At 71.8% G+C, this 12507-nt stretch carries 13 protein-coding genes; 5 read left to right on the forward strand and 8 right to left on the reverse strand.

The window, feature by feature from the left end; translation table 11 throughout:
* Positions 1-147: 147 nt before the first annotated feature.
* Together ABZ404_RS32935 and glnII are read right to left on the reverse strand one after the other, a co-directional pair.
* Complete coding sequence (locus ABZ404_RS32935; protein ID WP_358832874.1) at positions 148-753, reverse strand: winged helix-turn-helix domain-containing protein; 606 nt, start codon at positions 751-753, stop codon at positions 148-150.
* A 358-nt stretch (positions 754-1111) separates the two neighbouring features.
* A complete protein-coding gene (gene glnII, locus ABZ404_RS32940) occupies positions 1112-2140 on the reverse strand; it encodes a glutamine synthetase (protein WP_358832875.1) in 1029 nt (342 codons plus the stop codon).
* Positions 2141-2346: 206 nt separating this feature from the next.
* Here glnII and ABZ404_RS32945 point away from each other — a divergent pair, with 206 nt between their 5' ends.
* On the forward strand, positions 2347-3288 hold the full coding sequence (locus tag ABZ404_RS32945; RefSeq protein ID WP_358991210.1) for a Gfo/Idh/MocA family oxidoreductase: 942 nt from the start codon (positions 2347-2349) through the stop codon (positions 3286-3288).
* 125 nt (positions 3289-3413) lie between these two features.
* Here ABZ404_RS32945 and ABZ404_RS32950 read toward each other — a convergent pair whose 3' ends face one another.
* Positions 3414-3773: an arsenate reductase family protein gene (locus ABZ404_RS32950; protein ID WP_358834228.1), complete on the reverse strand. Its 360-nt coding sequence runs from the start codon at positions 3771-3773 to the stop codon at positions 3414-3416.
* A 127-nt stretch (positions 3774-3900) separates the two neighbouring features.
* On the opposite strand from ABZ404_RS32950, the gene ABZ404_RS32955 reads away from it, so the two are divergent.
* Complete coding sequence (locus ABZ404_RS32955) at positions 3901-4182, forward strand: hypothetical protein (RefSeq protein ID WP_358834227.1); 282 nt, start codon at positions 3901-3903, stop codon at positions 4180-4182.
* Between the two features lie 90 nt (positions 4183-4272).
* Positions 4273-4815: an NUDIX hydrolase gene (locus ABZ404_RS32960; protein ID WP_358834226.1), complete on the forward strand. Its 543-nt coding sequence runs from the start codon at positions 4273-4275 to the stop codon at positions 4813-4815.
* 259 nt (positions 4816-5074) lie between these two features.
* Here ABZ404_RS32960 and glnA read toward each other — a convergent pair whose 3' ends face one another.
* The gene (glnA, locus tag ABZ404_RS32965) at positions 5075-6484 is read right to left on the reverse strand and encodes a type I glutamate--ammonia ligase (RefSeq protein ID WP_358834225.1); all 1410 of its coding nucleotides are present in this window, start codon (positions 6482-6484) and stop codon (positions 5075-5077) included.
* A 242-nt stretch (positions 6485-6726) separates the two neighbouring features.
* Here glnA and ABZ404_RS32970 point away from each other — a divergent pair, with 242 nt between their 5' ends.
* A complete protein-coding gene (locus ABZ404_RS32970; protein ID WP_358834224.1) occupies positions 6727-7194 on the forward strand; it encodes an RDD family protein in 468 nt (155 codons plus the stop codon).
* A gap of 239 nt (positions 7195-7433) precedes the next feature.
* Here ABZ404_RS32970 and ABZ404_RS32975 read toward each other — a convergent pair whose 3' ends face one another.
* The 4 genes from ABZ404_RS32975 to lipB all read right to left on the reverse strand — a co-directional run bounded on the left by ABZ404_RS32975 (position 7434) and on the right by lipB (position 10570).
* Complete coding sequence (locus tag ABZ404_RS32975) at positions 7434-8132, reverse strand: DUF4191 domain-containing protein (RefSeq protein WP_358834223.1); 699 nt, start codon at positions 8130-8132, stop codon at positions 7434-7436.
* Between the two features lie 19 nt (positions 8133-8151).
* Positions 8152-8355, reverse strand: a complete 204-nt coding sequence (locus ABZ404_RS32980; RefSeq protein ID WP_358834222.1) for a hypothetical protein — start codon at positions 8353-8355, stop codon at positions 8152-8154.
* A gap of 253 nt (positions 8356-8608) precedes the next feature.
* A complete protein-coding gene (lipA, locus tag ABZ404_RS32985; protein WP_358834221.1) occupies positions 8609-9637 on the reverse strand; it encodes a lipoyl synthase in 1029 nt (342 codons plus the stop codon).
* Positions 9638-9763: 126 nt separating this feature from the next.
* Positions 9764-10570 carry a lipoyl(octanoyl) transferase LipB gene (lipB, locus tag ABZ404_RS32990; RefSeq protein ID WP_358834220.1) on the reverse strand — a complete coding sequence of 269 codons (807 nt, stop codon included), beginning with the start codon at positions 10568-10570 and terminating at the stop codon, positions 9764-9766.
* Between the two features lie 209 nt (positions 10571-10779).
* Between lipB and ABZ404_RS32995 the strand changes: the two genes are divergently transcribed.
* Positions 10780-12246, forward strand: coding sequence for a regulator (locus tag ABZ404_RS32995; protein ID WP_358834219.1), 1467 nt, complete (start codon positions 10780-10782; stop codon positions 12244-12246).
* The last annotated feature ends 261 nt before the right edge of the window (positions 12247-12507 follow it).

Below are 12507 nucleotides of genomic sequence, written 5' to 3' on the forward strand. Positions count from 1 at the left end.
GTGCCTGCGGACCCAGTCTGGCCGCGCCGCACGGGTGCGGTCACGGGGCCGGTCCCCCCGGCCGGGGTGTACCTGGCACCACCCCCCGACCTCGTATCCTGCCCTCCCGCCGGTCACGGGAGAGCAGGTGCCGGGGGCGCGGGCGGCTCAGGGGGCGTACTTGTAGCCCACCCGCCGGACCGTCTGGATCGCGTGGCGGTGGCCCGCGCCCAGCTTGCGGCGCAGCCGGGCGACGTGGACGTCCACGGTCCGGCCGTCGCCGACGTGGCCGTACCCCCACACCGTGGTCACCAACTGGTCGCGGGTGTGCACCCGCTGAGGGTTCGCCACGAAGTGCGCCAGCAGCTCGAATTCGAGGTACGTGAGGTCGAGCGTGCGGCCGTCGACCTCGGCGGTGCGGCGGGCGGTGTCGATGCGGACGAGCGTGTCGCCCCCGGCCGCCGTGTCCGTGTCCGCGTCCGTGCCCGGCTCCCCGGCCACCGGGACCGGGAAGGGCGCGGCGGCGAGCGGCGGCTGCTGGTCGGCCGGGAGGAGGACCAGATAGCCGACCATCGGCGGCCGGCCGGGCAGCGAGGGCAGGGTGTGCGGGGGCGCGGGCAGCCAGGTCGCGCCCGGCGGAAGGAAGTCGGCGACCGTGCCGGTGGCGGCCACTTCGTCGCGGTCCACGGCACGGAGCCGGTGGCGTCCCGGCGGGACGGGGGCCGGGCGTGCGGCGGCGGTGGCGGAGGTGGAGAAGACAGGGGTGTTCGCCATGAGAGGTCAGCTCTTTCGCGCGGAGTCGTCGGGGGACGTACGTCGTCGCGCGCGGGCCGAAGGCCTTCGGGTGAGGGGAGGCTTTAGAGGGCCGGCGCGTTCGTCGCGCGGCAACACACCCGGTCGAAGTCGTGGTGCTGACGGGACGGCCAGAACGGTTCCAGGTCGCTGCGACCTGTCGCGGGGTTCGGATGGCTGTCCATGTGCATATTGAACCAGACGCCCCCGGCGGCGAGCAGTGGCCTCCCCCACACCGGTACGGAACTCGGCCGCACGATGGCCGGAACTCGCCCTGCCACAAAGCCCGGAGGGCGCCCGCCGCGTGTGCGGGGGCGCCCTCGGAAGCACGGCGTACGGCTCAGACCTGGCCGGCCTTCTCCAGGCCGGTGCAGCAGGTCTCGACGATCAGCCGGGTCACCACGTACGGGTCGACGTTCGCGTTGGGGCGGCGGTCCTCGATGTAACCCTTCTTGTCCACCTCGACCTGCCACGGGATGCGCACCGAGGCGCCGCGGTCCGAGACGCCGTAGGAGTACTCGTTCCACGGGGCGGTCTCGTGCAGACCGGTCAGGCGGTCGTCGATGCCGGCGCCGTAGTTCTTGACGTGGTCCATGGGCTTGGAGCCCTCACCGAGCGACTCGCACGCGGTGATGATCGCGTCGTAGCCCTCGCGCATCGCCCTGGTGGAGAAGTTGGTGTGCGCGCCCGCGCCGTTCCAGTCGCCCTTCACCGGCTTCGGGTCGAGCGTCGCGGAGACGTTGAACTCCTCGGCCGTGCGGTAGAGCAGCCAGCGCGCGATCCACAGCTGGTCGGAGACCTCCAGCGGACCGACCGGACCCACCTGGAACTCCCACTGGCCCGGCATGACCTCGGCGTTGATGCCGGAGATGCTGAGGCCCGCGGCGAGACAGTGGTCGAGGTGCTTCTCGACGATCTCGCGGCCGAAGATCTCGTCGGCGCCGACACCGCAGTAGTAACCGCCCTGCGCGGCCGGGAAGCCGCCGACGGGGAAGCCCAGCGGGCGGGCGCCGTCGAAGAACGTGTACTCCTGCTCGATGCCGAAGATGGGCTCCTGCGCGGCGAACCGCTCGGCGACCGGACGCAGCTGGGCGCGCGTGTTCGAGGCGTGCGGCGTGCCGTCGATGTCCAGGACCTCGCACAGGACGAGGAGGTTGTCGCCGCCGCGGATCGGGTCCGGGCAGGAGAAGACCGGCTTCAGGACCCGGTCGGACGCGTGACCCTCGGCCTGGTTGGTGGAGGAGCCGTCGAAGCCCCACACCGGCAGCTCGGCGCCGTCCGGCACACCCGCTATGATCTTGGTCTTCGAGCGGAGCTTGGCGGTCGGCTCGGTGCCGTCGATCCAGATGTACTCAGCCTTGAACGTCACGGAAGCCATCCTTTGCGGGAGCTGCTGGTGGTGCGGGAGCCGCGGTGCGGCGGGGCCGCCGGCGCCGTGCGGGGCGTCCGGGCTGCTGGGGGCAGCCTCACATCCCGGGATTTCCCGTCCGTTGCCCGCATGTGAACCCGGTGTTACCCGGGTTCCGTCCGTGACCCCCTGGGTTTCCCCCGCGGCCGACGAGCACACTGATCGGTATGACCGACGTATCCGGCGCCGCACCGGCCCCAGCAGCCCGCCCCGCACCCCTCCGTGTCGGCCTCCTCGGCACCGGCCCCTGGGCGGCCGCCACCCACGCCCCCGCGCTCGCCGCGCACCCGGACGTCGCGTTCGCCGGGGTCTGGGGACGCCGCCGGGAGGCCGCGGCCGAGCTCGCCGCCGAGCACTCCGTTCCCGTGTACGAGGACGTGGACGCGCTGTTCGCGGCGTGCGACGCGGTCGCCTTCGCGCTGCCCCCGGACGTCCAGGCACCGCTCGCCGTACGGGCGGCCGGGGCCGGCTGCCACCTGCTGCTCGACAAGCCGGTCGCCACGGACGCGGCCCGTGCGCGCGAGGTCGCGGAAGCGGCGCGCCGCGCCCGGGTCGCCTCCGTGGTCTTCTTCACCCTGCGCTTCGCCCCGGGCACGGCCGGGTGGATCGGCCGGCGGGCCGCGTCGGACGGCTGGTTCACCGCGCACGCGCACTGGCTCGGCTCGCTCTTCACCCCCGGCGCCGCCCCGAGTCCGTACGCCGCCTCGCCCTGGCGCCGGGAGAAGGGCGCGCTGTGGGACGTCGGCCCGCACGTCCTGTCGGTGCTGCTGCCGGTGCTCGGCGAGGTGACCCGGGTGACGGCCGCGCCCGGCCCCGACGACACCGTCCATCTGATCCTGCGCCACGCCTCGGGCGCCTCGGCCACGGTGACGCTGGGCTTCGCCGCGCCCCAGGCCGTGGCGGGGGTGGGCGTGGAACTCCTGGGCGAGCGGGGCGTGGAGCGGCTCCCGGACTGGGGCGGCGCGGCCGAGGCGTTCGCGGCGGCGCTGGACGCGCTGCTGACCGCGGCCCGGGGCGGGGCGCCGCACCCATGCGACGCGGGGTTCGGAGCGCGGGTGAGCGAACTGCTGGCGGAGGCGGAACGGCAGTTGGGGGACGGGGCGCGCTGAGGGGGGACGGGCTGACGGGCGGGCTGACGGGTGGGCGAGCTGACAGGCCGGGCGGGCTGACGGTCGGGCGAGCTGACAGGCTGGGGCGGGCTGACAGGCGGGGGCGGGCGTGCCCGCCCCCGGTCTCACCGGGAGAGCGCGTCCCGTACCGCCTCCTCCGTGCGTCCCACCACGGCCGTCCCGTCATCCGCCGTGATGATCGGACGCTGGATGAGCTTCGGGTGCGCGGCGAGCGCGGCGATCCAGCGCCCTCGGGAACCCTCCTCGCGCGGCCACTCCTTGAGCCCGAGCTCCTTCGCCTCGGCCTCCTGGGTGCGCGTGATGTCCCACGGCTCCAGTCCGAGCCGGTCGAGCACGGCCCGGATCTCGTCCTCGGACGGCACGTCCTCCAGGTAGCGGCGGACGGTGTACGAGGCGCCCTCGGCGTCCAGCAGGTCGACGGCGCTGCGGCACTTGGAACAGGCGGGGTTGATCCAGATCTCCATGGGGGACACGGTACCGCCGGTACCCCTGTGACCTGCTCAAAGGCCGTCCGACCAGCGGCGATTGTCAGTGGTGGGCAGTAAAATCGAGGTAGTTCGTGAGGGTTCCCGACAGCCCAGGAGGATGCCCATGGCCGCTGCCGTACTGACGTCGCGCGCCCCGCAACAGCTGTCCCTGATGTCCCTGAAGAAGGTGCCGCTGCCCGCCGGACGCCCGCGGGCGTGGTACGAGACGCACAACAGGCGCCTCAAGGCGATGCGCCTGGCCATCGCGCTGCTCGACACGGGGGTCTACCAGCCCGAGCACGCGCCCAACCGCAAGATACGGAGCACGGCGGAACTGATCGGCGTACACCCGCCGTCGGACACGACGTGCCGAATGGTCCGGGCCCTGCTGCGCTCGGGCCGCTGACGTGGGGGTGCCGCGCCCGGGGAGACCGGGCGCGGCACTCGCGTCCTGGTGACATCCCGGAATCCGGTCCGGTGAAGGGGAGTTGGGCTCATGCGGTGGACCGTCCATGGCGAACGGCAGATCTACGACAATCCCTGGGTCAACCTGTGGCTCGTGGACGTCCAGCGGCCCGACGGCCGTCGCTGGGAGCACCATGTCGTACGCATGCGGCACCTGGCGGTGGCGGCTGTGGTCGACGACCGCAAGCGGGTCCTGATGATGTGGCGCCACCGGTTCATCACCGACACCTGGGGCTGGGAACTTCCCATGGGTCTCATCGAGGCCGACGAGACACCGGAGCAGGCCGCGGCCCGGGAAGTGGAGGAGGAGACCGGCTGGCGGGTCGAGGCCGTGACGCCGTTGGTGTACGCGCAGCCCGCGAACGGCATCACCGACTCCGAGCACCACGTCTTCCGGGCGGACGCGGCGACCTACGGGGGTCCGCCGACCGAGCTGAACGAGTCGGACCGGATCGAATGGATCCCGTTGTCGGACATCCGGGGAATGATCGACCGCCGGGAGATCGTCAGCAGCGGCAGCCTGGTCGGCCTGCTCTGTCTGCTGCTGGACGAGGCCACCAAGGCGCCCGGCTAGGGGCGGTCTTCGCTGCGCCGCGAAGGCGGCGGATCCCGGCTGACCGGCGGCCGCGTCCGCTCTTCGGAGCGATCGCCGCCAACGCCTCGCAGGCGTAGGGTTCCGGCGTCGGCAGGTCCAGGGGTCCCACCGGCGCCCCACGGGGCCCATGTCCTCGGGTACACGTGAGGGCCGTCATCCTCGGGGGATGGCGGCCCTCACTCGCGCGTCTGACGGCGGGTTCCCGGGGGCTGGCCCCGGCTCACCCGCCTCGCACTCTTTAGATGTCGAAGTACAGCTCGAACTCGTGCGGGTGCGGCCGCAGCTGGATCGGGGCGATTTCCGCCGTGCGCTTGTAGTCGATCCACGTCTCGATCAGGTCGGACGTGAAGACGCCGCCCGCCTGGAGGTACTCGTTGTCGGCCTCCAGGGCCTCCAGTACCGCCGGGAGGGAGGTCGGGACCTGGGGGACGCCCGCGTGCTCCTCGGGGGCGAGCTCGTAGAGGTCCTTGTCGATCGGCTCGGCCGGCTCGATCTTGTTCTTGATGCCGTCCAGGCCCGCGAGGAGCAGCGCCGAGAAGGCGAGGTACGGGTTCGAGGACGGGTCCGGGGCGCGGAACTCGACGCGCTTGGCCTTCGGGTTCGAGCCCGTGATCGGGATGCGCATCGCGGCGGAGCGGTTGCGCTGCGAGTACACCAGGTTGACCGGGGCCTCGAAGCCGGGGACCAGGCGGTGGTAGGAGTTCACCGTCGGGTTGGTGAAGGCCAGCAGCGACGGGGCGTGCTTGAGGATGCCGCCGATGTAGTAGCGGGCGGTGTCCGACAGGCCCGCGTAGCCCTGCTCGTCGTAGAAGAGCGGCTCGCCGCCGGTCCACAGGGACTGGTGGACGTGCATGCCCGAGCCGTTGTCACCGAAGATCGGCTTCGGCATGAACGTCGCGGTCTTGCCGTTGCGCCAGGCGACGTTCTTCACGATGTACTTGAAGAGCATCAGGTCGTCGGCCGCGGCCAGCAGCGTGTTGAACTTGTAGTTGATCTCCGCCTGGCCGGCCGTGCCCACCTCGTGGTGCTGGCGCTCGACCTGGAGGCCGGACTTCTCCAGCTCCAGGGAGATCTCGGCCCGCAGGTCGGCGAAGTGGTCCACCGGCGGGGCCGGGAAGTAGCCGCCCTTGTAGCGGACCTTGTAGCCGCGGTTGTCGTTCTCCGCACCGGTGTTCCAGGCGCCGGCCTCGGAGTCGATGTGGTAGAAGCCCTGGTTCGCCGAGGTCTCGAAGCGCACGCTGTCGAAGACGTAGAACTCGGCCTCGGGGCCGAAGTACGCCGTGTCCGCGATGCCGGTCGACGCGAGGTAGGCCTCGGCCTTCTTGGCGATGTTGCGCGGGTCGCGGCTGTACTGCTCGCCCGTGATCGGGTCGTGGATGAAGAAGTTGATGTTCAGCGTCTTGTCGCGGCGGAACGGGTCCAGGCGCGCGGTCGACAGGTCGGCGCGCAGCGCCATGTCGGACTCGTGGATCGCCTGGAAGCCGCGGATCGACGAACCGTCGAACGCCAGCTCCTCGGCCGGGTCGAACGCCGTCGCCGGGATCGTGAAGTGCTGCATCACGCCGGGAAGGTCGCAGAACCGGACGTCGACCATCTTGACGTCATTGTCCGCGATGTACTTCTTGGCGTCGTCGGCGTTCTGGAACATCCAACTCCTCCTACTCCCGTCCGGGGGAGACGGGGTTGTAGCTCGTGGTGCGGCCAGTGCGGTGGCACACGCTGGACCCGACCATAGGCAGGCGGGATTTCTCAAGCGTGACCCGTTTGTTTCGCCCAAGTTAACCGGGGCTCGGGCCAGGGTCACCCCAAGACCCGTACAAATCGGATATACCTGGGCCTCTGGGCCATCCCGGAGGCGGGGCCGCCAACCCCGGCCGGTACCGTGGAAGCGTGGACAACAGGCAAGCAATCGGATCGTGGCTCTCCGGGCCCAAGGCGGCGGCCGAGGAGATGGGCGTCGACTTCGGTTACCGGGGCGAGCAACTCGGTCTGCCGGAGGAGGGGCCGGGCGCCATCGCCCCCCTGGGTCGGCGCTTCGGCGCCATCTTCATCGACTGGTCGGTGAGCGCCCTGATCGCATACGGGCTGCTCGCGCACCGCCAGCTCCACCTCACCAACAACTGGGCGCTCGTCGTCTTCCTGGTGATGAGCATCCTGACCGTCGGCACGGTCGGCGCCACGCCCGGCAAGCGCCTCCTGCGCCTGCGCCTCATCGCCGAGGGCGGCGGGCGCCTCAGCTTCCCGCGCGCCCTGCTGCGCAGCGTGCTGCTGTGCCTGGCGATCCCGGCCCTGGTCTGGGACCGCGACGGCCGAGGCCTCCACGACCGCCTCTCGCGCGCGATCCAGGTCCGGATCTAGCGACCCCGATCCGGGTCGGGATCCAGCGACCCCGATCCGGCGGCCCCCGATCCGGCAACCCCCTGGGGGCGCCCGGAGGGCCGCGCTTTCAGGGGCGCGGGGAACCGCGCGACCAGCCACATCCGACCCGCGGCCGGACACCCGCGCGTACATCCGGACACGCACGCGTACATAAGGAAGGGGCCCGGCGGAACCTCTCGGTTCTGCCGGGCCCCTTACCCGTTCGCCCCAGCGGAGCGTCAGCGCGCCTTCCCGCCGCGCGGCATCCGCATCCCCTTGGGCATCGGCCCCTTGGGAAGCGGCATGTTGCTCATGAGGTCGCCCATCGCGCGCAGCCGGTCGTTGGCCGCGGTGACCTGCGGCCCCGCCAGGACCCGGGGGAGCTTCAGCAGCGTGGTGCGGAGCTTCTTCAGGGGCACCTGGCCCTCTCCGTCGCCGACCACCACGTCGTGGACGGGAACGTCCACCACGATCCGCGCCATCTTCTTCTTCTCGGCCGCCAGCAGCGACTTCACCCGGTTCGGGTTGCCCTCGGCCACCAGCACGATGCCGGCCCTGCCGACCGCCCGGTGCACGACGTCCTGGCTGCGGTTCATCGCCACCGCCGGGGTCGTCGTCCAGCCGCGGCCGATGTTCTGGAGCACCGCGGCCGCGGCCCCCGGCTGTCCTTCCATCTGCCCGAAGGCAGCGCGCTCGGCACGGCGTCCGAAGACGATCGCCATGGCGAGGAAGGCCAGCAGGAAGCCGAGGATGCCCAGGTAGATGGGGTGACCGATCAGGAACCCGAGCGCGAGGAAGACACCGAAGGTGACGATTCCGACTGCCGCGACGACGAGACCGACCTTGGAGTCGGCCTTGCGGGTCATCTTGTACGTGAGGGCGATCTGCTTCAGTCGCCCGGTGTTCGCAGTAGTGTCTGCGATTTCCTTCCTCGCCATGAACCGAAGTTTACGTGGCTCAGGGCCGACGGCTAGCCACGGCCTCCAGTACGTGCTGGGCCTCGGTCCGGTCCTTGGCGCGGCGGCGGTCCTCCAGGACCGCCGTCCAGGCGTTGCGGCGGGCCGTGCGCTGGCCGGCGGCCAGCAGGACGGACTCCATGGCACGCAGTGCGTCGGTGACGGACGGGAGCGCGGTGGCGCGTACGGTCGTCGCGGACTGCATCGTGGGGTCCTCCCTAGGACGGGACAGCAGCGGGGGCGTGCACGCGGGCGCACACACGGGGAGCGTGCGCGGTGCGTGAAGACAGCGTCACTGACTGGTGTTACCAGGGCGTGTCCGGACGGTCAAACGGCAATGAAACCTTGACGCGCGCCGGAGAAACAGCGACGCGGCCCCCGCGCCCCTCCTACCTGCGGAGGGTGCGGGAACCGCGTCGAATCGGCCATTACCGGCCGGTAATACTTTGTGCGCGAATTCACACGCCGACGGCGCCCACGGCGGGAGCGGCAGCGGCGGTCCCGGCGGCCGCGGCGACCTCGGTGGCCGCAGCCGTGGCGGCCTTCGCGCCCCGGCGCTCCATCGCCTGCTGGAAGAGCCGGCCGGCCCGGTACGAGGAGCGGACCAGCGGGCCCGACATCACACCGGAGAAGCCGATCTCGTCGGCCTCCTCCTTCAGCTCCACGAACTCCTGCGGCTTCACCCAGCGCTCCACGGGGTGGTGGCGCAGCGACGGCCGCAGGTACTGCGTGATGGTGATCAGCTCGCAGCCCGCGTCGTGCAGGTGCTGGAGCGCCTCGCTGACCTCCTCGCGGGTCTCGCCCATGCCGAGGATCAGGTTCGACTTGGTCACCAGGCCGTAGTCGCGGGCCTGGGTGATGACGTCGAGCGAGCGCTCGTAGCGGAAGCCGGGGCGGATGCGCTTGAAGATGCGCGGCACGGTCTCGACGTTGTGCGCGAAGACCTCGGGGCGGGACGAGAAGACCTCGGCCAGCTGCTCGGGCACCGCGTTGAAGTCGGGGGCCAGCAGCTCGACCTTGGTGCGGCCCTCGGCGCGCTCCGCGGTCTGCGCGTGGATCTGGCGGACGGTCTCCGCGTACAGCCAGGCGCCGCCGTCCGCCAGGTCGTCGCGGGCGACGCCGGTGATCGTGGCGTAGTTCAGGTCCATGGTGACCACGGACTCGCCCACGCGGCGGGGCTCGTCACGGTCGAGCGCCTCGGGCTTGCCCGTGTCGATCTGGCAGAAGTCGCAGCGCCGGGTGCACTGGTCGCCGCCGATGAGGAAGGTCGCCTCGCGGTCCTCCCAGCACTCGAAGATGTTGGGACAGCCCGCCTCCTGGCAGACCGTGTGCAGCCCCTCGCTCTTCACCAGGCTCTGCATCTTGGTGTACTCGGGGCCCATCTTCGCCCGGGTCTTGATCCACTCGGGCTTGCGCTCGATGGGGGTCTGGCTGTTCCGGACCTCCAGGCGCAGCATCTTGCGTCCGTCGGGTGCGACTGCGGACACGACGTGCTCCCTATGACTTCGATTCTTCGGCGGACACCAGGGTACGCCCGTTATTTGCGTGGCATTACGTCTGGCCAACCCCTGGCCAGAGGGGCGCATTCCCGTTTCCGGACGCGCCCCGGCGTACTAGGCGGTAGCCCGCTCGATCTCGCGCGGCGCCAGGTCCGCGTTCTCCAGGATCTCCCGGAGGTGCTTCTCGGCGACCGGCAGGACGTCCGCGATCGTGATCTCCCGGCCCAGTTCGTACGAGAGCGAGGTCACGCCCGCGTCCCGGATCCCGCACGGCACGATCCGGTCGAACCAGGTGTTGTCCGGGTTCACGTTGAGCGCGAAGCCGTGCATGGTCACCCCCTTGGCGACGCGGATCCCGATCGCGGCGAGCTTGCGGTCCTCGCGGCGCTGGCCCGCGTTCGAGGGGGCGTACTCCGGGCCGTTCAGGCGCGGGTCGAACTCCTCGTCGGTGAGCCGCGGGTCGAAGTCGAGGGAGAGGCCGCCCGGCCCGGGGCGCTGCGCGGCGGCCTGTTGGGGTTCGCCCAGCACCCACACCCCGCTGCGGCCCTCGATCCTGGTGGTCTCCAGACCGAAGTCGGCGGCCGTACGGATCAGGGCCTCCTCCAGGCGGCGCACGTGCGCGACCACGTCCACCGGGCGCGGCAGCTTCTGGATCGGATAGCCGACGAGCTGCCCCGGGCCGTGCCAGGTGATCTTGCCGCCCCGGTCCACGTCCACCACCGGCGTCCCGTCCAGGGGGCGCTCGCTGGGATCCGTGCGCCGTCCCGCCGTGTAGACCGGCGGATGCTCCAGGAGCAGACAGGTGTCGGGGATCTCGTCGGCGAACCGGGCCGCGTGCACCCGCCGCTGCTCGTCCCAGGCCTCCTGGTACTCGACCGCGTCGTCACCGAAACCCAGTCGGACAAATCGCAGCTCGTTCACTCCCGGCTCCTCACCCAAGTGCATCCATGCGCCTCAGCCACTGTACGACCGCGTTCGACGGCAGCATGCGGCGGGCAGAAACGGCACCTCCTCACACGATCGGATGAATGCGGGGCGAAGGCGGCGGTCAGGGCGTTATTGGCCGCTAAATTCCCCCCGTTCCATGAGGGCTGCCCGCTTGGCCCGGAAGGCAGGAGATCGCACAGCTGATGACGGAACGACCCGCGCAGCGCACACCCAACCGACAGCTCGCCGCGCTCATCGCGGAGGCCGGATTCTCCAACGCGGGGCTAGCGCGCCGCGTGGACCAGCTAGGGCTGGAACACGGCCTGGACCTGAGGTACGACAAGACGTCGGTGACAAGGTGGCTGCGCGGGCAGCAGCCACGCGGTACCACCCCCGCGCTGATCGCCGAGGTGTTCACCCGGCGCCTGGGGCGCAGACTCTCGGCCCAGGACCTGGGGCTCGACGCGTGTGCGCCGGTGTACGCCGGGCTGGAGTTCGCGGCGACCCCGGAGGAGGCCGTCGACATCGTCAGCGGCCTGTGGCGCAAGGACTCCGGCAGCCACGTCGAGCTCCGGAAGATCGCCTTCACCCCGGCCGGGCTCGTGGTGCCCAGCCGGGACTGGCTGATCGGCAGGGCCGACGAACGCGTGGGCCACGGCGACCCCTCCCCGCGCTTCGCGGGCGAGCAGGCCGCCGCGGGCCCCCGCATCCCCAGCCAGGGCCGGCCCGCCGTGCCTCGGCAACGCGGCTCGGAGCGGGGCCCCGGACAGCGGGTGACCAGCGGCGACATCGCCGCCCTGCGCTCGGTCGGGGAGCTCTTCCGCACCCTGGACCACGCCTACGGCGGCGGCCACGCGCGCCAGGCCCTGGTGCGCTACCTGGAGCACGAGGCGGAGCCGATGCTGCGCGGCAGTTACGGCGAGAACATCGGCCGCAGGCTCTTCGCGGCGGCCGCCGACCTCACCCGCCTCGCGGGCTGGACCTCGTATGACATCGCCGCGCACGGTCTGGCGCAGCGGTACTTCGTCCAGGCGCTCCGCCTCGCGCAGGCGGCGGGCGACCGGGCCTACGGGTCGTACGTGCTGATCACCATGAGCCGCCAGGCCGTCTACCTCGGCCACGGCCGGGAGGCGGTGCAGCTCGCCCGGGTCGCCCAGCAGGGCGTCGGGTCATCGGCGCCGCCCGTGGTGCAGGCACTGCTGCACTCCGTGGAGGCGCGCGGGCACGGGGTGCTCGGTGAGATCCGGGCGTGCACGGCCTCGCTGGTGCGGGCGGAACGGGCGATGGAGGCGGCGCGGCCGGGGGACGAGGTGCCGCACTGGGCGCGGTTCTTCGACGACGCGCAGCTCGCGGACGAGTTCGGGCACTGCCACCGGGACCTCCAGCAGTACCGGGCGGCCGCGCAGCACGCCGAGCGCTCCTTGCAGTTGCGCGCTCCGGCGTACGCCCGGTCCCGGCTCTTCTGCCGGGTGGTGCTGGCGTGCGCCCGGCTCGGGCTCGGGGAGCTCGACCAGGCGTGCGCGCTGGCCGCGGAGGCGGCGCAGCAGGCGAGCGAGATGCGGTCGGTGCGGGCGGTCGAGTATGTGCGGGACTTCGAGCGGCGGTTGGAGCCGTATCGGGATGCGGCGGCGGTGCGGACGTATCGCGACCGGGTGGCCGCGCTCGGGTAGGGCGCTGTTGTGCCCGGGGGGCGCGTGCGGGGTGCGGTGTGTTGCTCGCGCCGTTCCCCGCGCCCCTGGGTCCGTGGATGTCTGCGGACCGGGGTGTGTTGCTCGCGCAGTTCCCCGCGCCCCTGGGTCCGTGGTTGTGTGCGGACCGTGGTGGGCTGGTCGCGCAGTTCCCCGCGCCCCTGGGGGTTAGGGGCGCGCCGGACAGCGAGCACGCACCGCCGGTGGCCCGGCCGCGGGCGCGCCCGGCCGTACCCCCGGCCG

Source organism: Streptomyces sp. NPDC005878, assembly GCF_040629815.1.
GTDB lineage: Bacteria > Actinomycetota > Actinomycetes > Streptomycetales > Streptomycetaceae > Streptomyces.